We start from the raw sequence: 24685 nt of genomic DNA on the forward strand, positions 1-24685 counted from the left end.
TAATATTCCTGATGTTAAGTCTCTTTATTAGACATCTGGTAAAAATCAAAAATAAAATCAATTATTATCCATAAATTATCAATTATTTCTCCCTGTTGCTTTCCGGAGCTGTTGCCTGTTACCTCTTTTCTGGAGATGGCTATTGCAGAGGTACTGATAACTGATAACTGATAACTGAAATTACCCCTCTTGAAAACGGATAGGATGGGCGAACAGGATTTTATTTATTTCTCCTTTTTTAAAGAAGAGGCTTTCAAGCTTAATTATTAGGTAAACTTGTATATTTATTCCCTGCTTGCTGTCTATTCCCTAAGAAGCTAATATACTTACTAAAGTCAACCAAATTATAGGAGAAAATTAAGATGACAGAATTAATTGATGTGGTTAAAACTGGAGATATTTCTCAAGTCGAAACTTTGCTGAGTGAAGGTACAGAGATCGATGCTAAAGACTCGGAGGGTTCGACTCCCTTAATTGCTGCTGTGGAAGCTGGCCATATAGAGATAGTTAAAAAATTATTGGCTGCTGGCGCTGATGTCAATAACAATGATAATGATGGTTGGGTGCCTTTGATGGGTGCTGCTGGTAGTGGCGATCGGAAAATTTTGCAAATTTTATTGGATGCTGGTGCTGATGTCAATGCTGCTACTAATTTTGGCTTGACTCCCTTGATGACAGCTGCTGGTAGTGGCCATATTAACGCCATTCAAATTTTGCTAGACCGGGGCGCAGATATCAAGGCTAAAGATAATAATAAATGGACTGCTTTGGTCTGGGCAAGTTCAGAAGGTCATCAAGAGGCAGTGGAATTGCTAAAGCAGGTACGCGATCGGGGAGTTTTGCATTAGGTGGTAGGTATGGCAATAACCAGAGCGGTTAGGACTTATGCTGATGATGAATCTTAGACTAGGCAATGTTTTTTCCACTGTTGTCTGTTACCTTTTCTCTGCTATATGTAGCACCCCTGCTCTTGGTTTGATAAATTTCACTAAGTTATTGTTCGAGACAACTATCGTATTGTACTGCGTTATGACGTAAATTTTCAACTAAGTCAAAACTCTCTCTCCTTTCTCCATCTCTAAAAATTCTTTAAACTTTTCAACCGAATATGATATTATTGGTTACTCAACAACAAATCCTCAGCTAATGCAACTGCTCCCCACAAAGGTGCTTCATCACCCAATGCTGCCGGTAAAATCTCAAAATTGACTTCTGGTAAAGCAGTTTCTCTTGCTACTCGTTGTAGGGTTTCCCACAATAATTCACCTGCTTTCATTACCCCACCTCCTAAAATAAACCGTTCGGGATTAACTAAATTAGCTACATTCCCAATACCTACTCCCAAACCCCAACCTGCTGACTCGATCGCCTTAATTGCAATTTCGTCTCCTTGCATAGCTGCTTGACTAACTTCCTGAGCAGTTATTGCTTCTAAATCATTATTTACTAAACTCCGCAAAATTTGCCCTTCTTGAGGTTGATATTGCAACTGTTCTCTTACCTTTTGGGCAATATAGGGACCTGATGCTAATCTTTCTACACAACCACGCTTACCACAAAGACAAATTGGACCTTCTGGATCGACGGTGACATGACCTATTTCTCCTGCCATACTCTGAACACCGCGCCATGGTTTGCCATTGAGAATCCAACCTCCACCTACACCAGTGCTTACAGTAATATAAAGTAAGTTGTCATATCCTTGACCAGCGCCAAAACGATGTTCTCCTAATGCTGCTACGTTGGCATCATTATCAACTATTGCGGGTGAGTTAAATTCAGTTTCTAAGATTTGCTTGAGGGGAATATTTTCCCAACCTTTTACATGGTGAGATAGACGAACTGTACCTGTTGTTGCGTCTACGGGACCGCCAAAACTGACTCCTATGGCAGCAGGTTTTTCGCCTTTGAGGAGGTTGTGAGAAATAGTTTGCATTATTTCAATATCTGTTTGAGCAGAAGCATGGGGAGGGGAAAAAGTTTTTTGATAGTCTTGCCAGTTTCTTTCGCCAGCATTTAATACTGCTGCTGCTAACTTTGTACCACCAAAGTCAAGGGCTAAAATTTTATTTGTCATAAAAATTAAGTAAGGTTTATTGAGGTTATTTTTAAGTTGTTAAACTAGAGTTTGGAGGGAAACTCCTTCAAGAATTAATAATTAATAATTAATAGTTATTCATTAACAATTATCTCTCCTTGAAAATAAGAGGATTGACGAGGAGCGTGAAAATTTTTTCTTTTCTTGGTCGATGGTCGGTCAGGGAGGAGACCTCGTCATCCATCGACTCCTTTTTTCTCCTTTAAAGGATAGGCTTTAAACTTTAATTATTCGGTAAGTTTAATCTTAATTCTTGATTCTTGTAGTTTATTCTCGGTTATTAAGTAATCTATAAATTTGTGGTTCATATAGCAGTCGAAGGAAAGAGCGCGAACAGTTCAAAAGCTCAAAACTCAAACAAAGCAATATTTTTTTTTCTTCTTTCTTCTCTCTTCCTTCTTCCTTCTTCAGTTATTCATTAACAATTATCTCTCCTTGAAAATAAGAGGATTGACGGGGAGCGTGAAAATTTTTTCTTTTCTTGGTCGATGGTCGGTCAGGGAGGAGACCTCGTCATCCATCGACCCCTTTTTTCTCCTTTAAAGGATAGGCTTGAAACTTTAATTATTCGGTAAGTTTAATCTTAATTTTTGATTCTTGTAGTTTATTCTCGGTTATTAAGTAATCTATAAATTTGTGGTTCATATAGCAGTCGAAGGAAAGAGCGCGGACAGTTCAAAAGATCAAAACTCAGACAAAGCAATATTTTTTTTCTTCTTTCTTCTCTCTTCCTTCTTCCCTCTTCCTTCTTCCCTCTTCCTTCTTCCTTCTTCCTTCTTTCTTCTGCTATATTTTATTGTTGAAAATAAATAGCAACAAAAACTTAATAAAAAATTAATTACCCTCGTTCGTGTTTTTTTGTTATAATTCTTTTATAAGATAAGAATACTAATATCAGGAGAGCATTAATATGGTAGAACAAACTAATCAAAACTTACCAGAATCAGTGGTTCAAAATTTACCTGTGGTAGCTAATCAAACCTGGCAACAAGCAACTCAAAACTTTCCTCAACAAGTTAAACAAACTGTTATTCAAAATCGAGTTCCGATTGCAGTAGGTGTGGGTGCGATTGTATTAACTCCGATTCTTTTACCTTTATTAAAACCTGTAGCTAAAGCAACTATTAAAACGGGAGTTTCTTTCTTGGAAAAAACTAAAGGCGCTCTAGCAGAAACAGTAGAAGTATTCGGGGATATTGTGGCGGAAGCTAAGGCAGAAGTAGCGGCAGAAGCACAACATAAATCTAACTTAAAAGCAGGTGTATATTCTCAACAAGAATTGAATGCAAATAAGTCAGCAACTCCTTGAAGAAGGAGTCAGGAGACAGAAGACAGGAGACAGAATCAATTGCATAGGGATAGGAGGGCGATTAGCATTAAAGGCTCACTAGGGCAGAAAAATTAAGGGACTATTCTTCCTACTAACTCGTCCATAACTGCTATTTATCCTGACTCCTGACTCCTACCCTTACCAAAATACTTTTTCAGCAAACCCTATTTAAATATTGTTGATAAAATTTGTCAGTTCTTTAAAAGCTTCGTTATCCGATTTTATATAACCTGCTTGAACCGCTACACCTAGACGTTTATCGGGATGTTCTTGAGTAGATAACCAGGCGTATATTTTAGCTTTAGAAATTTTATTAGATTTTCTTCCTGTACTTTTCTCCATGCACTGAAAGAAACTTTCAATACAACTAATTTCATCAGTATCTATTGATTTTAAACATAAGTCTTCTAGCATTCCTGGGGAACTGTTGTCTGGAAGGATAAACTTTTCTATTTTTAAATTCTCTATTTCATTTAATTTATGTTTTATGAGAGAATCTTCAATACTTTTAGAGGCATAATCGAATGACTTATCAGCATCTCTAGTAATTCCTAAAAAACGCAAATTAGAAAAGCCTGGTATTTTAGGCAAAGTTTTCAAGTACTTATTAAGTTCATCTTTCCCTCCATAATCAATAACTTGGATATCATTAATTTCTAAATATTCAATTAATTGAGAGAAGAAAATTACATCTTCTTTTCCTTCACCAATAATCAACTTTGACTTTTCAATTGTTGTTTTATTCTGACTCATTAACGCATCTCCAGGTTAAGTTCTAAAGAAGTCTCAATATTATCTTTGTCATAAACTAAACTCTTGATAATATTAGTCTTTTTTTCTCTCTCTAGTTCTGAAATAACGAAAGTCATATAACTCGGAGTTGGAAAATGCTTTGTGAGCAGCACGAATACATTCATAACTATGAGTAGTAGCAAAGAGTTGAGTGTTAGATTTTCTAGTTGCTACAGCTATAGACTGCCAAACTTTTTCCATGACTGAGTGATGTATGCCATTTTCAATTTCATCAATTAATACTGTTCCTTCTTTTGCATTCATAATCGATAAAATAATAGATAATAATCTTCCCATTCCTTCTCCCATTAATGAAACAGGAATTAAATGATCTGCTCCAATATCTCCATGAATCATCGGAATTCCTCCGGTTACCAAAACTGCTAAACGTTTTAATCTTGGTTCTATTATTTTTAAGATTTCTATAATTTCATTTTGTTTATTTATAGCTTCAAATTGACTGAATATTTCTGCATCATTTGTTGGCGATACTCTTAAACGACTACTGAGAAAAGCGCTAGGAGGAAAAACTTCTATTTCTTTAGCTTCTTGTTCTTCGTCTTGCTGAATTGCTATCTTTATTTCTGTTTGTTCTTCTCGATCTGGTGTTAAAAATATTGTAAAACCAAAGATTTGTTGACTATTTTTTTTAAATCCTAGTTTTAAATCCTTGAGAGTTTTTCTACTATTTGACCTTAAATTTAAAGGGAACAATCTTGGGCTTGATGCTTTATCTAAACTCAATTTTAGTTCGTTCTCTTCACCATTTTCGTTTACTATTTTAATTTTAATGGCTTTACTGACTTGTTTTTTGTAGAATAACCATTCACAAATTTCTTCTACATCAAAAGTTTGTTGCTGAACTACTCCTCTATTAAAGTTTAATTGAAACGGAATTTCTAGAGCATTTAAACTTTTTAACAAAAAAATTGCTTCTAGCAGAGCAGTTTTTCCAACATTATTGATACCTCCAATTAAATTAACTCGTTCGATATTATCAATACTAATTTCTTCAAAACATCTAAAATTTTTAACTGTAATACATTTAAACATAATTAATTTAACGCTTTCTTTTTTACTTTTATAAAAGCTGTTTGGTATCTTTGTCAAAGTGGAGCATTTAGTCAAACATGATAGTTGGAAGATAATTTGGTTTTGGGTTGAATAAAAAGTCATGCGTAGGGGCGAGCAACTCCCAATATATAAACTGTATCACCATTTTTTGGAGAATGCAAGGCTGAAAATTTTGGCGATTTTTTTGAGCTTCACAAAATGATAATTTTCTCTAGTTGTGATCGACGATACAAGCTATCTTTGTGAAAGTGGATAACTTACTCAAGCATCATATATATACACTGGTAAAACATTGTCTTTTTTGCGTTGAATAAAAAGTCATGCGTAGGGGCGAACAACTCCCAATAAATAAATCCTATCAAAATTTTTTCGGAAGTGCAAGACTAAAATATTTGGAGCATTTCTGGAGCTTCACAGAATGATTGTTTGGAGTCTTAGGGGATAATTTTCTCTGCTTCTGATGATTAACTTTAATCAAGGCTGTTTAGTATCTTGCTCACTGTAGATAATTTATTCCCACCGACGCGATCGCGAGAATATTATCTTTTTTAAGTTGAATAAAAAGTCATGCGTAGGGGCGAAACACTCCCAATAAATAAATCCTATCAAAATTTTTTCGGGAGTGCAAGACTCAAATATTTGGAGCATTTCTGGAGCTTCACAGAATGATTATTTCCTCTAGTTCTGATTAACTTTAATCAAAGCTGTTTAGTATCTTGCTCACTGTAGATAATTTATTTATTCTCACCAACGCGATCGCGAGAATATTGTCTTTTTTGCGTTGAATAAAAAGTCATGTACAGGGGAAAACGACTCCCAATAAATAAATCCTATCAAAATTTTTTCGGGAATGCAAGGCTCAAATATTTGGAGTATTTTTGGAGCTTCACAGAATGATTCTTCTATGGTTGCGATCAACCATAGAAGCTATCTTTGTCAAAGTGGATAACTTATTCAAGCATCATATATATAGACTGGGAAAATATTGTCTTTTTAGTGTTGAATAAAAAGTCATGCGTAGGGGCGAACAACTCCCAACATATAAATCGTATCACAACTATTTCGGGAGTGCAAGACTAAAACATTTTGCGCCTTTTTTTTGAGCTTCACAGAATGATTGTTGGAAGTCTTAAGGGATAATTTTCTCTAGTTCTGATTAACTCTAATAAAAGCTGTTTGGCATCTTGCTCAAAGTCGATAATTTATTCCCACATTGCGTACGCGAAAATATTGTCTTTTTTTAGCATTGAATAAAAAGTCATGCTCAGGGGCGAAGGACTCCCAATAATAAAATAGTATTACACTTATTTCGAGAATGCAAGGCTGAAAAATTCGCCGTTTTTTTCTGAAGCTTCACAGAATGTTTTTTTTGCTAAAGCGATAATTTTCTCTAATTTTGAGTTGAGCGTAGACTTCTATAGAAAGAAGCAATTTGGATTCTATAGAGGCGAATTTTATCTAATTATTCAACTCACCCCTAACTTAATAATTTTAACCTCAACGATTAGTTTGAGATTCTGCTAAATTATCGGCAAACTCTTCACTAAGAGTGGCAAAAGTCTCCTGACTCTGCTCATAGACAGAAAGACCACTTTTAATCGCACCCTTAACTACTTTTCTCGCAACTTTTGTGACAGTAGGAGCAACTAATGGACTGAGCAAAAACGCACCTAGTCCCAATAAGGCAAAGCGATCGTTTGTTTGACCATCTTCAACCATTTCTCGGAGGTGAAGAGTAACTACAGATTTTTTTAAATGAACAAGTGACATAATTTTTTAATTAGGAAGGAAGAAGGAAGAAGGAAGAAGGAAAAAGGAAAAAGGAAGAAGATAAGATTAGTTTTTTGTGGGGGTTTGGTAAATAGGGTTTGCTGATTAAATCTCAAAGTATTGACTGATATTGGTTTTAGCCTTTTTCAGCACTGAAAAAGTACCTAGTTTTTGGCTATTGTTATCTCAAAATGGTAAAGTTTTGACCCTGACAATGCCGAAAATTTGACCGTAGCAGATAGTTTAAACTGTTCCCTGTTCCCTGTTCCCTTACTTTACTAACAGACTTTTTCAGCAAACCCTAAATAAACTTTTGAAATTAATCAAAATATATATACAAATATCTACAAAAACTATTCCCCTACCTTATATTATGTACTACCTTCTAACTGATGCTGCACTAGGGGACGCAAACTATTTAAACCAGCAGCGATCGCACTGCCATTGTGGACCACCGTAGCAATGAGAGGATGTAGTCCCACTGTGGAGGCCAACCCTAAAGCCACCAAATTTGGCCCTACTACCATAACAGTATTTTGTTCGATCAGATGCTTAGTTTGCTTGGCAATAGCGATCGCCTCCAACAAACTAGATAAATTATTATTCATCAACACCACATCTGCTGTTTCCCTCGCTACATCCGAACCATTTTCAAAAGAAACAGACACATCTGCATAAGCTAAAGCCACAGAATCATTTAACCCATCTCCCACAAAAGCCACAGTTTTTCCGGTGCGACGTAAATCTCGAACAATAGCAGCTTTTTGGTCAGGAAAAGCCTCAGCATGAACTTGAGACTCTGGAATTTTCAACTCTGTCGCCACCATCTTTGCCCTAACTTCGTTGTCCCCAGTCAATAAATGCACCTCCATACCATACTCTTGCTGCAATCTCATAATCAAAGGCATACTTTCCGGACGCACTGGGTCTTTATATTGAATTGCCCCCTGAAACTCGCCATTGCAGGCCACATAAATCAAAGATAACCACTCAGAAACTGGGCATTCTTGGTCGGTATGGGCACAACTTTCCTGAAAACAAGGATGATTTTCATAGAAGCAATTCAAATCTACTCCTGCTTGAGTCAAAAACTTAGCACTGCCGACCAAAACATCCTGACCATTAATATCTACCTGAATACCTAATCCTACTTTATACTCCCACTCACCCCGTGGATAAATATTCACGCCTTGTTCTTGAGCATAACGAACGATCGCCTCTGCCACTGGATGAGTAATACGTTGTTCCGCAGAAGCTGCTAAAGCCAAAACTTCTGTGGCACTCATTCGTCCTGAAACTGTTTCTACTCCCACCACAGCAATATTACCTTGAGTCAAAGTACCAGTTTTGTCAAACACAATAGTATCAATTTCGGCTAACATTTCCAGAGTACGTCCACTCCTAACCAAAATACCGTGTCTGGTAGTATGGTTTAGCGCTCCCAAAAATGCGGTGGGAACTGATACTCGAATTCCTGTGACAAAGTCTAGGGTAAGAATAGATGCTGCTCTACTGGGGTCGCGAGTTGTGGCTAAGACAATGCCAGCTAATATCAAGGATGGCAAAATTAATTTGTCTGCCATTTGAGATGCATAGTTTGCCATTCTGGTGTCATGTACTGGAGCTTTTTGTAATAGTTCGATACTAGCAGCAGCGCGAGTTTGTTTGCCGACTCTTTCTGCTCGAATATAAATTTGACCGGAACGTACTAAGGTCGAAGCATAGACTAATATACCTGGTTTTCCTACTACTGGCATTGACTCTCCGGTTAGTTGCTGTTGGTCAATGACTGCTTCACCTTGCAAGACTTCCCCATCTACTGGTATTTGTTCTCCTGGATAAACTATGACTGTATCGCCTTGTTTGACTTGGTCGCTTGGTATTTGTTGTTTTTCTCCATCTCTTTCTACCCAGGCAAAACGTCCGATGGTGTCTAACAGGTCTGAAGTTTTATTTTCAGTCGATCTGGCTGTTTGTTCGCGTATCACATCCCCTAGTTCGTGGAGAGTTAATACTAATGCGGGGGTTAATACTTTGCCTTGGATTGCACCTAGGGTTAGGGAGAGGAAGTCGAGACAGTCTATATTTAGGCAATGTTCGATTAATAAGCTCTGGAACGCTCGTTTGACAACTGGGAATGCTGCAATGGCCAATGCGCTAAAGCTCAGTTGTGGGGAAATTGGTAATTTTAATGGTCCGCTGAGGAATGCTAAGAGGGTTGCTAGACTTGGTATTACTAAACTTGACAATTCTCCTTCATTTTGGTGTTCTGTTTCTGGTGGTGTTTGGGAGCTAACTTTTTTTTTGACAACTGTTACGGTAGAGCGATCGACGTTTTCTATTAGAGATATAAGATGGTCTAGTATTTCTGTTTCTGATTTGCCTCTGGTTTGATAATTAATGGCGATCGAACTTGCTGCTTGGTTAATGCGAGTTTGTTTGACGTGGATATCTGATTCTAATAATGTTTGTACATTGTCAGTATAGTTTTTGTCTAGACTCAAGTGCATGACACGAAGTCTGACTCTTCCGGGAATGCCATGAACTAATGATATTGTGGGAGTTTTGACTGTTAGTGTTGATGTTGACCCTGATTTTTGTGATTTGATAGTTTTCATGGTTTTAGTTGATTTGTCTTGGTTCCGGGTGAGAATGTGGCTTCATTAATTGATAATTACCTCGGGTTTTAACCGTTACGGAATTGAATATCAGGAATATTTTCTTTTTTTTCTCCTTAAAAGGGGAGACTTCAAGGCGCGAATTATTTAATTATTATGTCTGCACCTTTTGCTTCGACTGCTATAAGAGTTGCTCCAGCTCAGTATAAACCTATGATTTTAAAGATTTAACCTACTGGGGAATTAGAGGGAGGATGACATCAAGGTCGAAGTTGGAAGTCAGTTTCATTAATGGATAATAGATAATTGATAATTACCTCTGGTTAAAACCGCTACGGAATTGAATATCAGGAAATATTGTTTCTTCTCTTGGTTGATTGGATATGGCGAGGGGACCTCGCCATCCCTCAACCGCTTTTTTTCCCTTAAAAGGTAAGGATTTTTACCAGAATTATTTAATTATTAATTATTCAGTAAAACTGTCTTTTTCCAAAACCTTAAATGTAGCTTACTCAGTTTCTTCTGGCGTTTCTGGGGACTCTGAATTTGCTTCTGGTTGGGGTATTTCCTCTTTATCAGTATCAGCTTCTTGAATAATAGTCATTAGTCTCATTCCTAGTTCCCAGTCTGACATTCCATCAGCTTGATACTGGATAGCAACGGAAGCTGCTGCTGTATTTATCCGCACTCCTAATACATGGAAGTCTGCTGTTAAAAGTTGTTCTAAACGTCTGACATAATTTGGGTCAGATGCTACTTTTGGTATTCGCAGTCGGATGCGACCAGGTACTGAATGCACGATGGTGTATGTTGGTGAGTCATCACTAGCAACGGTTGTCACTGGTTGAGAAATAGTTGTTTGCTCAGTATCAATTACAGGTATGGTTTCTGTTTGTTCTTTGATTTGTTCAATTATTTGGCGTACAAAACCTGCAACTGTTAGGTTTACTAGAAGTGCAGTAGCACCCCGTAGTTGAAATCTATTGGTAATCATGATTCCGACTAAGGGAGGTAGAATGTACTCAATTTCATTATGTGCTTGTAAAAATGCACCTAATTGGGGGACGGTTGTTTCAGTGGGGTTGATGGTGTTTGTATAGTTTGAGGTTGTCGTCATAGTGAATATTCTTTTTGCGAGCGACTATGAGAAAAGGTGAATATATTACAGTAGTTTTCGAGTTGATAAGGTACAAAGTTTTATGCTTTTAGGGAACAGATAACAAAGAATGAATAAAAATTATAGATTAGTTTTAAGCTATACCTCATGCTTCCTGAAATTGGCTGTAATTAGACATCTAACTAAATATTATCAAATGAAGATTCAGAAATAGAATAGGGGAAAAAGGTAGAAAAATAGGTGTTGCTGAATTAGGGTATGATATTGATCTTAATTACTTAGGAGACAGGAGATAGGAGGGAATAAAGAAAAACAAACCCCCATTATAAGGAGAAAATTTTTTGGTCGGGTAAGCGTAACGAAGTTCTATCGCGCTGTGATCCGGACAGATATCATATCTCAAATCACCAACACCGAAAAATACTCCCCTACTCCCCTATTCCCCTACTCCCTTACTCCCCTACTCCCCTACTCCCTTAGTTCGTTCCATTTTGTCCTAATAGTTTCGACTCGTTCGCGGTTAACACCTAAATCTGATTCTCCTAGACGGGAAGCTGAACGTACTTGAATAGCATTAGCTTCTTCATCTATATAAAATTCTACATCATCTACAAATCCCATGATTTTACTTGTAAACTCAGCGTACAAATAATTTTTATCCTCCTTGACAATATTAGTCCGAGACATAGATGCAATTATTTCTTTGAGGTTAGCGATCGCTATTTCTGGATTATCAGAGTCATAGCTCAGAGAAGGTATACCATGTTCTGCATCTTGACTGTAACTACTGACACAGTTTGGACTATTAGGACAAGGTGCTAGTCGTCCAGAATATACGCCTAGATTATCGGGTCTAGTGCCAGCAAATAAATTTAGTTTGTCAGAGGTGGCATTAACTCCGACAACAATGGCAACTGTTATTAACAAAAAGAGGGTAATGTATAACATTTTCAAAAATATATTAGAAGATTTTTTTTCTGTTGTTTCCATGGTCTATCGGAGAATAATTTGATTGAACTGGCTAATATAATAACAATTATTCTATATCTCAACCCAAAATTCTATGACTGACGAAAAGCAAGCAATATTAACAGTAAATCAAGCCTTTTATCGAGCTTTTGAAAAACGGGACATTGAAACTATCAGTTCTATTTTGTCCAAGGGTAATTAACAGCTTGACATAATCTATGATTATCTGGTACTCTCTGTGAGAATCTATATTTAATTTTATGTTACTTGGATTCAAAACTGAATTACACCTAAATAATAAACAAAAAACCTTGCTGGCTAAACACGCGGGTGTAGCGCGTCATGCTTATAATTGGGGACTATGGTTGACTCAAAACATCCTGAACCACAATTCAAATAATCCTTCAGGTAAACTAAAATTTCCTACTGCAATCGACCTGCATAAACTTTTAGTAGCAATGGTTAAACCGAAAAACTATTGGTATTATGAAGTATCTAAATGTGCCCCTCAATATGCTTTGAGGCATTTATCCAATGCTTGGAAACGTTGCTTCACCAAAGTGTCTGGTCAACCTAGATTTAAGAAAAAAGGTAGAGATGATAGCTTCACTTTGGATGGTTCTATATCAGTAGGTTTTAATTGTATAAAGTTACCTCGAATTGGTTGGGTAAAAACCTTTGAAATCTTGCCAGACAATGTTAGTCCAAAGTCTGTAACGATTAGCAAAAAGGCAGGTAGATGGTTTATTAGTTTCAAGATAGAAACAGCTTCCATAAATACTGAGAAATCAGTAAATGTAGTTGGTGTAGATTTAGGTATAAAATCTCTAGCTACGTTATCTACTGGCGAAGTATTTGAAGGCGCTAAATCAAAAAGAAAGTTAGAATCTAAATTATCACGACTGCAATACCTAAACAGGAATAAAACCAAGTTTTCGTCTAACTGGAAGAAAGCACAACTCAAGATAGCTCAGTTACACAATAGAATAGCTAACACCAGGAAAGATACATTGCATAAACTAACTACCTATTTGGCTAAAAACCACAGCCAGATAGTAATAGAAGACCTAAATGTATCAGGAATGATGTCAAATCACAAGCTAGCTAAGGCTGTTGCTGACATGGGTTTTTATGAGTTTCGTAGACAGTTAGAGTACAAGTGTGAGTTATATGGTTCTGAGTTAATCATCATTGATAGATGGTTTCCTAGTTCTAAGACTTGCAGTAGGTGTGGTCAGGTTAAAGAGTCTCTGTCTTTATCGGAGCGTGTTTTCAATTGCGAACACTGCAATTTCAGTTGTGATCGAGACTTAAATGCAGCGTTAAATTTAGCTATGGCGGGCAGTTCGTCCGTGACAGCTTGTGGACTGGATAACGCCGACGTTGCCAGAATGAAGCAGGAATAGAACAGATAATCATAGATTTCTATAGATTATCGTAGGTTTCTAAGAACGGCAAAAAATAATACAATGCTAATCACTGGTCAAAAAATCACACACTTAAGTACAATTGCTTACGAAGGCAAAGTAATTGTTGTGGGCACGAATCAGGAAGGGATAATTTATTACACGGTAAAACGCAGTGGTTTTGAGGACTCAGCTCTTCAAGGGGATAACGATCCAATGGGGTTTGAAGATTGGAAATTACTGTCCTTAAACCTCTCAGATTCTGACCAATCTGTTTTGGACAAAGAGCAAGAAGACTACACTGACACAAATGGTAAGCAACTACTCAAATCATTCTATGGTGAGGGTAACGACACGGTTAAATCTGCCGCTGCACCTGTAAAATTGGTATCTGGGTTGGGACATCTCTATGTATTTCGTCAGTCCACCCGCAATACCCTATTAGTCAATCGCTTTGTGCTTGATGGGATAAAAAATGAACTTATCCCTAAACTAGAAGTCCGCTTTCGTCGGAGTCGGCAAAAGTATCTGTCAAGCGAAAGTATGAAAATTGATAAAGCTAAGGGGACTCTGAATAATATAGATTCTCTTAATTATCGGGACATGAATGGTAAACCGTTCTATGAACCAGCGATCGAACTCAGCTTTATCAATAACCTCCATGAAGGTTGGTTCTCTGTCTTGTTAATGCCAACTATAGAAAAGGATGTATCTCGCTGGCATATTTTTGCCTATAATAGTCAGAGTCATAAAATTGATCTGTATACTGTAAGGGCTGATGAAAATGGTTTATTTGCTCTGCAAGACTATGTTTTTGCTCAACCCGATCCAGCGGATACAGATACAACAATATATCGCTCCATTTCTGGTCTGATCAAACAAACCGTTACTTTGAAAGACGATAGTAGTAATGATTTGACTATTACAAATGGTTTGGACGCTAGTGCCTATGATATTCAGGTTGAGCGACAAACAGATGGAGGAATGCAACTGCTGCGAGATTCAACTCGTGTTATGTTAGCAGTTCCCTGTCGAAAAGGTAGTAATCAGACCACAGAAACTGCTGTACTTGATTTTGCAGTGGCCAGTGATGGTACGCTCTCTCAAATTGATGATACCTCTCCTACCCATAATCAGCTCAAAAGTGATAGTCGAGATGTTTTGTTACCTCTCAACACTTTAGATGAAATTAAAGTTATTGCTGATTCTAATCCTCCAGCAAAGGGGACAATCACATCTATTAGCAGAGGTGATGAAGACAAGGTAAAAATTGAATTTTTTGCAGGTGTCAATGGTCCCCATCTGGGATCTAAGATAAAAATTCAAGGGACTCAAAGTTATGATGGATATTATCAAGTTTTAGCAGTAGATGGCAATAGCTTTGAGATTAAGGTAGCAGGAGATGACAATAGCCTTGAGGATGATGAGGTAGCAGTAGATGGCAATAGCTTTGAGATTAAGGTAGCAGGAGATGACAATAGCCTTGAGGATGATGAGGTAGCAGCAGATGACAATAGCCTTGAGGATGATGAGGTAGCAGTAGAGACGGAAAATTTAAGTGGAACTCATCAAGATGATGGGACGGAAAATTTAAGTGCAACAAAGCCAGTAAAAACAATAACGGAAACCACGACTATAAAGCCTACAATTCCTACATTCCCTAAAATATATAGTATTGAGATGGGTTTTTGGGAAGAGATGCCTCAAGAAGAAACAGGACTATTCTTCAATAATATGATTGTTGGCTATGAAAAAACATTCACTGGCAATCTCAAAGTCCATTGTGCCCAACATAATCTGAAAGTAGGGGATAAAATCCAGGTTACTGGAACCAAAGAACAAGATGGTTTATACCCGATAGAGGAGTTGGGACAAGATGGAAAATCTTTTACCTTGGATCTAAAATGGCAGAATGGTGAGGTGGTTAAACTTACGGACTTCAAGCGTCGCGGGATTCGTTTTGATGGCAATGGAGACTATCTACAAACTCCACCTATTGAGCTGAAGACTCCACGGCCTAATTCTTCCTTTGGGGCTACAATTTCAGCTTGGGTTAAACAGGATAGCCATGCAAATCGCCTGCAAGTGATTGTTGCTGAGGAATGTGGACGACTACAACTCCTAATTGATACTGACAACAAGGTGATGTTGAAAGTACAGCTCAGTAATGGAAGTGAGCAGATTATTAAAGATCCAAATGTTTTACCTCTGAATACATGGGTTCATTATGCAGGTGGTTTTGATTATGATGGTTTAACAAAGAGCAAAAATAGTCGGATATATCTTTGCAAAAATGGAGAATTAGTTACGCCAACTGCTGGAACAGGTGTTCAGGTGACTAATAAGGAGTTGATTGTTGGTTCTGCTTATCCTCAACCAATTATTAAAGCCCTGAATTTTAATGGCAGCAGCGCTGTAGATTGTGGTGAAAAGGTGATCGTAGGCCAAGAATTTACCCAAGAAGCTTGGATTTATCCCACAAGTAATGATGAGAATTATCGTGGCTTTTTAGGTAATCCGGGCACGGGCAATGACCGTGCTCCTTCGCTTTGGGTAAAGGGCAAAAAAATTCATGTATCATATGGATTTAAGACGAGTGTGGTCGGCTTGTTGACTGATGATGTATTAACTGTGAATACCTGGAATCATATCGCAGTTACATTGAATAGTGAGGGTTACAGAATTTATGTCAATGGTGAACAATGCCACGTTACTAATCCGGATCAAATTCCTGCTCCTGTCAATACTCCGATTAAGTATATTGGTAAAGTAGACCACTATTTTATAGGGCGTATAGCAGAGGTACGGATTTGGAATAAAGTTCGCAGCCAAACTGAAATCAAAGAAAATATGCACCGTCACTTAACTGGATCGGAGCCAGGTTTGGTAGCTTACTGGGTTTATGATGGAACTCAAGTGCGCGATATTTCTGGGAATGGAAACCACGGTACTTTAATGGGTAATCCTACAGCAAGCAACCTTCTTGATGGTTTGCGTTGGGGAGCTTGGAAACCTCGCTTTTTCATTGGTGGCGGTATAGGTACGAATAATGACTTTCAAGGACTGATTGCAGAAGTCCGAATTTGGGCTCGGTCTCATACTGCTGAGACTATCAAAAACAATATGTATCTACCTTTAACCGGGAAAGAATGGCATTTGGCAGCTTATTATCGGATGGGAGCGATTGTTACTACTGAAGCTCAGAAGAGTGTACCTGATTTTTCTGTCCATGGTCGTGATGCGTTGGTTTCTGGGGATGTTTATGTCAGTGCGAAGAATCTGTCTCGGCAGACTGCAGGAAAGTCCCCAGTTGATGCAGATAAGTTTATTAACGATGAGTTCTTTGCGGTTTCCCAGCGTGCTACCTATGAGGAGAGCTTTGAATTTAAGGTGAACGGTTCTAGTACTGATGTTAATAATGCAGATGGTCAAAGTAATAAGATTTTTACTTTTGCTTATTGGGGTAAGGCGAACCGGGGCAGTAAAGAGATTATGAAAATTCCTGATGCTGCTATTCAACCGAGGGAGCATAAGGTTGTTTTGTCTCCTTTGGGCAGTAGTGGATGGTATCGAGCTTCTTGCAAATTTACGGTTCCTGATGGTATGAGTTTGGTGCGTAGTTTTGGCATTGACAATATTAAAGGGAGTTGGGCATCGATTGATATTCGCAAGCATCGCATTCAACTGATTTCCGAAGCTATTACTGAGTCAAGTTCTACTCCTAGTGTTCAGTTGAAGACTTCAGTGTATAGCCAGGAGACTCTTGCGCAGTTGTTGCAAGAGATTTCCCAAAAGGAAGCTGAGGAAAAGGGGCTTATTGCTCAGATTAATGGTTTACTATTGGAGAAAAAGATTGCTCAAAATAGCGATAAGTTTGTGGATGTAGTAAAGAGACTTCGTGAGAACCTGGGTACTGTTTTGAAAAACAAAAAAGAACAGGAGGAACTACTTGAGAAAGAATCAAAAAGCATTTTAAACTATTATTTTTCTATGAGATACAATGGCAATAATTTATTGGGACGGGATTTTTCAGGTAGAGTCCCCGTGAAACGATGGTTGACACAGGAGGAAAATGTCTTTATCTGCGTTCCGCGAGAAATCGATTTCTCAGAATTCTCAGAAGATCTACGATATGAGAGACCTCGGACAGACGGATACCTATTATTAGTTGAGCCAGAATTTAGTCTTAACGATAATTCGATATCTGGGTATATTTTTTCTTATAGGCCTGTTTATCAGGGATGGAAAAATAGGGAGGTGGGGTTTTCCGAAAGAAAGATAATAAAATTGGACGAGAAGGAGAGCTTGTGGGACCAAAGAACATGGTGCTTAGAGTTATTTAACCTCAACGACGAAGAGAGCAACCTAAACGAATCGAATCGTCATGTTTATGATTATCTTGGAAGGTTTTTCCGCCTTGATAAAGATTTTGAAAGAGATCATTACGGTGAGAGTCTTATTATTGTTGATGGTTATTGTATAACCTATAAAGATCGATATATAACAGATATAACTGGGATATCCCCAGATGACAGTGACGGCTACAAGAGGAGGCGGTACTCAAATATAAATATAAACAGATTTTTATGGGAAATAAAGTTTAAGAGATTGCATAAACTGGGACAGCAAAAAATAGATTCAATCAAAGAAAAGAGAGATAAGTACGGAGAGTTAGAAAACAGATTAGACAACAGGATTAAAAGTATAGAGAGTATTCTAAAAGATAACAGAGAAGTATCGGTTATTCAGAAAGAGATAACAGATTGTCAGAACAAAATAGCTAGTGTTCAAACAGAGATTGCTACTAAGAAAAAGACATTTCTCACCACCATCACTCAGCATACGCAAACACCGCCGAAATTACCAGAAATACCTACCAATGAACAAGAATTAACTACCCGAGGTATGATTCTTGGGTTCGTTAACCCTGTTAGTAAAATTTGTCTGCAAAATAGTTGTGAAGGGAATTTATTACTCAGCTATTTTGATCAACAAGCAGCCATACGTCTAGCACGTTATGATGCAACTGCTGATAGTCGGAATGGAACTTTCGAGCAATGGATATCTGATGGGGAGTTTCGAGGTTGCTTGGAATGTGGGGATGCTAATGACAAGGTGACACTTCAAAAGACTGATGGAACACAGAGTCCAATTCCCTTATCGCCCAACCAATGGACAGTGGAAGCATGGATTTATTATCCAGGGGAAGTTAAAAGAACAGGTGACGATCAGGGTGAAATTTACGATGACAATGTTTTGGTCAGTGCTAAAGATGTTTTTGATTGTCCGATCGCTATCCGACAAGGTAAACGGTTAGGCACCATAGTTAATCACTTTTTCCATGACAGTGGTTGTGACCTTGAGGGCGAACTAAATATAACTGATGACAATAAAGGTGTGTGGTGTCATATTGCAGCTGTTGCTAAGGAAAATCAGACCTGCTTTTACATTAATGGAAAACCTGTAGGTACTCCGCTGCAGACAGATGAAACTAAAAGACCTGAGCGTTATGCTCTGACTTTTGGGGATAGTGGTGGTGCAATGGAGTGTTCCAATTTTACTAATTTCCCAACTACACAAATGACAGTAGTATGTTGGTTCCGTTCTACTTCTACTGCATCTTCTACGTTGCTTGACTATGGAACCCCCAGTGCTCCTCATGCTTTGCTGATTGAAAATGATAACCAGCTAAAAATTACGATTGGTGGACAGGAGAAAAATATAGATTGGTCAGGATTTAATGATGGCTTATGGCATCATTTAGCGGTTACCCTGACTCTTCAGAGTAACAAAGGAACTTTAACAGTTTATGTGGATGGTACAGAAGAAGATATAATTGATCTCACATTTCCCTCAGTCTATAGCTTGCCCTCTGGCGGAACCTTAGTCTTAGGACGAAAAAGTGACTCCACTCATCCCTTTAAAGGCGAAATCAGCGGCACCAGTATTTGGAACCGCGCTCTAAATGGTGTTGAGATTAAGAATAATCAGTATGAAACACTGCAAGGAACAGAAGGCGGTTTGGTTGCTTACTGGACAATGAAGACTGAGGAATCAGGTGGTCAGAAAACTGTCAAGAATAAGGTAGAAAGTGGTATTGATGGCATTGTGAGTGGTGAGTTGGAAAGTGAGGCAATGTCGTTCCAATGTCACAGCAATATAGCGTACATTGGCAATGCCGAGAATGGCAACTATCCCTTTGGTAAGCTAGCAGAAGTCCGAATCTGGAATCTGGCATTAAAGGATACAGAAATTGCCATCAATAGCAAAACGATGCTTACTGGATACGAACCTGGTTTAGTCGCTTATTACCCCATGAATGAAGCTCAGGGGAATGTGGTACGGGATCATTCTGCCGAGGATCAGCGTCCTGGTTCAATAGCTGTTTCAGATCGAATGTGGATGGCTTTGACAAAAGTACCTATAAATGTTTCTCCCTCAACTGTTCCTTCCTCTCTAGTTACTTGTGAATACAATACAGTAGGGCTAGATCCTGACCAACCAGGCAAAAAATTAGCCATGATGCGACGCTTCTTTGGCTATTGTAATTCTTCAGGTGAAGTCGAGCTACTCCCAGACAAACGAATTGAAGCACTAGACATAAAATGGATTGGTAATGCTCAATTCAATCCGACTTTATTAGGCTACATTGAGGGACCACCTCCTGTCCCCAGTGAGAACTTGACAATTGAGGATGACTATGATGGGGCAACATCCGTGCAACTCACCCAGTCAGAGGATGTATCCTATTCTTGGTCTCGTGATAAAGACATTTCCCACGGCTTGGATCTTGATGTATTTTTAGGAGCAGGTTGGGGAGCTGATGCTGGTATGATGATTACCTCCAAGGTTTCAGAAGGTCAAGCTGGTTTCAAGGGGTCCCTGAATCTTCGAGATACAACCTCTAATAGCAGTACAGTTCAGGCAGATTCAACTTCTAGCATGACTGATTCTTTGGAACTGCGGGGTATGGTTGAAGATGAACCACAATTCAAGCATTTGGGTAATCGTTATCAGCCTAAAAATGTGGGTTATGCTTTAGTTGTCTCGGGTTTAGCAGATGTCTTTATTACGAAGCTCAAGCGTAGTGGCAAGATGATCAGCTATGACATTCGCCCCATGGAAGGTATTCCTCTTGATATCAATACTATTACCTTTTTGATTAATCCTGCCTACACTCAGAATGGCACTTTGGATGGTTTAGTGGGAAGTTCAGCAGCAAATGACCGTTTCTATCGTCATGTACCAGAAATGCGGGCACAGTACGGTTCCCTTTACCCCGCTAGTTATTTCCGACTTCAGGACGCCTACGACCTCAAACAGCAAATCGAACGGTGGGATATCGATCGAGAATCCTACTTCGTCAACTTTGATGCGACGAAAACTACTGTCAGCGCTCTAGAAGATCAAACAGTTGATACTTCAGACTATGACAAATTCGGACAAGTAGACGTGGATTTGGATGGAGATCAAAAGGATGGCAAAGAAGGGGATAAAGACAAGGACGATTCTGATGCAAAATCAAAACTGAAAGATTATAAAGAGTCTTTGAAGGCTAATAAGGACGAAGCAAAGGCAAAAGCAGCCCAGAGGAAGGCTGAAATCCAAAAACGGGTGAAGGAAAATGATGAACGAGTCCAAGCTGAATCTGCCTTTGATTCTTGGCAAAAACGTATGGATAATTTATTGATTCGTGCGGGTAAGCGTAATATTGTTAATACCTATGTTTGGGATGCAGATGGAGGCTTACGAACGGAGGAACAGAGCTTTGCTAGCACTGTTGAACATACTGTAGGAGGCAGCTTCTCCATCGGGGGAACGTTAGGTGGTTTAGCCGATGTATTGGTTGTAGGGTTTAAAGCTGAACTCACTGCTTTGTATGCAGGGGAAATGACTCAGACGATGAGCAAAACTAAAGCTAGTAGCAAGGGATTTGAACTGGTTGTGGATGTGAGCGGAGTCGAAAGTAAGGGGATTACGGATCTCAACGATCGTCCTTTAAAGTCTGGGGAAAAGGTCGATCGCTATCGTTTTATGAGTTTTTACTTGGAGGGCAATACCAATCACTTCCAAGATTTCTTCAATTATGTTGTCGATCCGGAATGGTTGCTGAGTAATGATGAAGAAGCTCGTGCTTTACGTCAAGCTCAATCAGGGAAACCTAATAAAGTCTGGCGAGTGATGCACCGGGTAACCTATGTAGAGCGTCCAACACTTGACGGTTTTGCCAGGGATTTACGCCCCTTAGAAAATAAGGATGATACTCCCGATCAACTGAAACAAATTCTGAAAAAGCTAACTGAGTTGGAGGAAAAGTTGAAAGAACAGGGATAGTTGTTATACCAAATCCGGTATAGATATACCTGTTATGTCCCATCCTGTAGAGACCTTGCATGCAATGTCTCTACAGGGTTTTCGTTGTTTGCTAAAAACGGGTGTGTTTAACCAGGATTTGGTATTACAGCAGATTCGGTCGTATATGAAGTACACATATTAATAATTGAATGTTCCCAGTGCGAGCATCTTGCTCGCGACCAAGCATCTTGCTTGCGCGGGTGTACCTCACGGTGGAATCCGCTGTATGTTGGTAAAGTAAACCAAAAGGTTACTGCACTGAAAAAGTCAATTGTGTGAGGTTAGGAAATGGGGAATGGGTAATGGTTTGACTTGAAAAGCTCAAAAACTTAGCATTTTGAGCAGACAAGGATAGAAAAATAAAGGGACGATTCTTCCTCCTACCTCCTAACTCCTAACTCCTCACAATATTGAGGTCTTTGTTGTAATTGAATATCCAATAAATCAGCCACATTACACTTTAATCTACCTGCTGTTTGTTTATCTGGTTCTATATAGCCAAAACCAGTACTAAAAAACCTTTGCTGATATGAATAAATTGCTTCTATCCATTGTTTTTGTGCTTCTAAATATTTCTCTGGTTCTCCTAAAAGTTCATCTTCTATCGCCCCAGCATACTGAAGTTTTATATCATTTTCTAGAATTTGTTTAATTGCTTGAATAATGTTTAAGCGTGCGTCTTCTAGTGTAACTACTGTTGAATTTTGAGATAATATTTCTGTTTCTAATTCCCGGACTATTTCTCTAATTACACTGCTACTAGTGGGAAAATTGTCTAGTGCTTTTTCCATTTTTACCGAGGAAATTACACTAACATTTTTTGTTGAACTATCAGTTAATTGTTCTTCTGAAAAAGGGGAAGGTTCATTTTTTTTTTGTTCAGCAATAGTACCATTATTCAACTTACTTGCCTGATATCCTAAAACAAAAGATAGACCATGAGAAAGCAGTAATAAAAATGTTACTGCTACTGGTACACCATACTTTTTGATAGAGATAGTTATGCGGTCGGAAACAGTTAATTCTTGTCGAACATTTAACCCGAAAATTCTAATTTGATAAATTGACTTTAATCTTGGAAATGCTGATGTAAATATTAATTTTGGAACTTTTCCATTACTGAGTTGATGAAAATAAGCCGCTAACTCATAATCAGGTAGTTGAGAAAATAACTCGGCAAAAGGTTGATAATAATTGCAGCGATAGCGACGATATTTTAAGTGGGAAATGAGTTTTTTCCAAATAGTATTTCCAGAAATTAGTTGTTCTATTTCTTGGTCAATACTTATGTTTAATAAATTGTTTTCTATATATTCTAAATCATGGCGAACTTGTTGTTTGATTATACTAGAATACATTGACCATAAACTACCTTTAGTTTTTAATAGCCAACAGAAAGCAGGAACAGATATTTTTCCTCCTAATATTTGATAGAAGGCGTAATTCATTCCTGCTGAAATTAATGAGTCTAATGATTTTTGATAATTTTTCAGTTGAGATTGTAATTTTAGAGATATTTTTTGTTTCTCATCTTCTTTTTTTCCGTCTCCAGTAATATTTAACCAATTCAGATATTCTGGTAAAGTTTCGGGAATAAAAATTGCTCTTAAAGTTAATAACCTAACCATTTGAGCATTAGCATTTCCTTGTTTTACAGCATTACTCGCCCCGAGATTATCAAACAGGTTGTTTAAATATTTTGATGTAATTTGACCAGTCTGTATTTTTAAAATTAAATTTTCTACCCATTCTTGTTTGATTTGAGAACCACTAATTAATCCTTTAATTGCTGTTTCTATAGCTGCTTCATCTATATTTGTTGAGATATTTTCCTTGGATTCTTTTGTCATCTTTATCTGTGTTTGTGACAGATTTGCTTCTACTTCAGTATTAGCAGGATGAATAATAATAAATTGTTCTGGTCGTTCAATTGCTTCTACATTATAAGCCCATGATATAGGTAGAGCGTTGGCTTTAATTTCAGCCATTTTATTAATAATTTGTAAGTCAGAAAAATCAATGGGAATTATTACAGGTATAACTTGACTACTCAGCCATTTTTGCCATTCTGTGGGTAAATTTATTTCTGATTTTGTAGTAATTTTATGTTGATTTGGTTTGCCAATTTCTTTAGTTTCAGATGGATTAAATACTGGATTAATACCTTGTTGTTGTTGAGTATTTATCCAGTCTAATATTTGCCAAATATTATTTTTACCAGTGCAGAGAAAATAACGATAAAAAGAAGTAGAACGTCCATACTCATCTTGCCCAGTAGTTACTACAGCAACTACTGAATAATCTGGTTCTTCATTACTTATACTTAAGACAACTCGCCCGACAAAAGTAGGTTCTTGACTATTACGGTCTTTGGCTACTTCAAAGCCTTTATTAGCAATTGCTCTTCCTACAGAATGGGGAACTTGAGGCAAAGTTAAGTTCATATATTCCCCTACTTTAAATCCCCGAGAAATCCATTTACCATCGGGTAATATTTCGGGAATTATACCTGTGCTGAACTCGTGAATTTCAATTGTTTCCATTTGCTGATTTGAGGAAGGTGTTAGATGTTAGGTGTTAGGTTGTAGGTGTTAATAGGAAGGTGTTAAGTTTTAGGTTTTAGGTTGTAGGTCTTAAGTTAAGAAGGTTTTAGGTTTTAGGTTTTAGGTCTTAAGTAAAAAGGTTTTAGGTTTTAGGTATTAATAGGAAGGTTTTAGCTGTTAGGCTTTAGGTATTAATAAGAAATTTTTAGCTGTTAGGTTTTAGGTTTTAGGTCTTAAATAAGAAGGTTTTAGTTGTTAGGTTTTAGGTTTTAATAAGAAGATTTTAGCTGTTAGGTTTTAGGTTTTAGGTCTTAAGTAAGAAGGTTTTAGCTGTTAGGTTTTAGGTTTTAATAAGAAGGTTTTAGGTTTTAATAAGAAGGTTTTAGCTGTTAGGTTTTAGGTTTTAATAAGAAGGTTTTAGGTTTTATACGATGTCCGAATAATTAGCGATCAAGAAACTTTCTCCTTTTTCTCCTCTTTCTTCTTCTTTCTTCCCTCACGACTCCTGACCCCTGACTCCTTAATCGTTCTTTATAAGTATTCAACCTTATATGATATTAGGTTGTAGGTTGTAGGTCTCAATAGGAATATTTTAGGTTTTATATGATGTCCG

The 24685-nt window shown here is 37.8% G+C and carries 12 protein-coding genes; 4 read left to right on the forward strand and 8 right to left on the reverse strand.

Translation table 11 applies throughout. The annotated features are described in order from the left end of the window. Positions 1-362 precede the first annotated feature (362 nt). Positions 363-848, forward strand: coding sequence for an ankyrin repeat domain-containing protein (locus F6K23_RS12435; RefSeq protein ID WP_293155385.1), 486 nt, complete (start codon positions 363-365; stop codon positions 846-848). Between the two features lie 266 nt (positions 849-1114). On the opposite strand, the gene F6K23_RS12440 is transcribed toward F6K23_RS12435, so the two are convergent. Continuing rightward, positions 1115-2077, reverse strand: a complete 963-nt coding sequence (locus F6K23_RS12440) for an ROK family protein (RefSeq protein WP_293155388.1) — start codon at positions 2075-2077, stop codon at positions 1115-1117. 931 nt (positions 2078-3008) lie between these two features. Between F6K23_RS12440 and F6K23_RS12445 the strand changes: the two genes are divergently transcribed. Next, a complete protein-coding gene (locus F6K23_RS12445) occupies positions 3009-3407 on the forward strand; it encodes a DUF5132 domain-containing protein (RefSeq protein ID WP_293155391.1) in 399 nt (132 codons plus the stop codon). A gap of 189 nt (positions 3408-3596) precedes the next feature. Here F6K23_RS12445 and F6K23_RS12450 read toward each other — a convergent pair whose 3' ends face one another. The 6 genes from F6K23_RS12450 to F6K23_RS12475 all read right to left on the reverse strand — a co-directional run bounded on the left by F6K23_RS12450 (position 3597) and on the right by F6K23_RS12475 (position 11789). After that, complete coding sequence (locus F6K23_RS12450) at positions 3597-4181, reverse strand: DUF3226 domain-containing protein (protein ID WP_293155394.1); 585 nt, start codon at positions 4179-4181, stop codon at positions 3597-3599. Positions 4182-4253: 72 nt separating this feature from the next. Continuing rightward, positions 4254-5273: an ATP/GTP-binding protein gene (locus tag F6K23_RS12455; RefSeq protein WP_293155397.1), complete on the reverse strand. Its 1020-nt coding sequence runs from the start codon at positions 5271-5273 to the stop codon at positions 4254-4256. A 1518-nt stretch (positions 5274-6791) separates the two neighbouring features. Further along, positions 6792-7064 carry a hypothetical protein gene (locus F6K23_RS12460; protein ID WP_293155400.1) on the reverse strand — a complete coding sequence of 91 codons (273 nt, stop codon included), beginning with the start codon at positions 7062-7064 and terminating at the stop codon, positions 6792-6794. 371 nt (positions 7065-7435) lie between these two features. Further along, positions 7436-9682: a heavy metal translocating P-type ATPase gene (locus tag F6K23_RS12465; RefSeq protein ID WP_293155403.1), complete on the reverse strand. Its 2247-nt coding sequence runs from the start codon at positions 9680-9682 to the stop codon at positions 7436-7438. A gap of 508 nt (positions 9683-10190) precedes the next feature. Next, positions 10191-10799 carry a metal ABC transporter ATPase gene (locus F6K23_RS12470; RefSeq protein WP_293155406.1) on the reverse strand — a complete coding sequence of 203 codons (609 nt, stop codon included), beginning with the start codon at positions 10797-10799 and terminating at the stop codon, positions 10191-10193. Positions 10800-11267: 468 nt separating this feature from the next. Continuing rightward, positions 11268-11789: a DUF1499 domain-containing protein gene (locus F6K23_RS12475; protein ID WP_293155409.1), complete on the reverse strand. Its 522-nt coding sequence runs from the start codon at positions 11787-11789 to the stop codon at positions 11268-11270. Between the two features lie 239 nt (positions 11790-12028). Between F6K23_RS12475 and F6K23_RS12480 the strand changes: the two genes are divergently transcribed. After that, the gene (locus tag F6K23_RS12480; RefSeq protein WP_293155412.1) at positions 12029-13174 is read left to right on the forward strand and encodes an RNA-guided endonuclease TnpB family protein; all 1146 of its coding nucleotides are present in this window, start codon (positions 12029-12031) and stop codon (positions 13172-13174) included. Between the two features lie 63 nt (positions 13175-13237). Then, on the forward strand, positions 13238-21508 hold the full coding sequence (locus F6K23_RS12485) for a LamG domain-containing protein (protein WP_293155415.1): 8271 nt from the start codon (positions 13238-13240) through the stop codon (positions 21506-21508). Positions 21509-21909: 401 nt separating this feature from the next. Here the strand turns inward: F6K23_RS12485 and F6K23_RS12490 are convergent, their stop codons facing one another. Beyond that, positions 21910-24072, reverse strand: coding sequence for a hypothetical protein (locus tag F6K23_RS12490; RefSeq protein ID WP_293155418.1), 2163 nt, complete (start codon positions 24070-24072; stop codon positions 21910-21912). Positions 24073-24685: the final 613 nt, after the last annotated feature.

The organism is Okeania sp. SIO2C9, assembly GCF_010672455.1.
In the GTDB taxonomy this organism is placed as follows: Bacteria; Cyanobacteriota; Cyanobacteriia; order Cyanobacteriales; family Microcoleaceae; genus Okeania.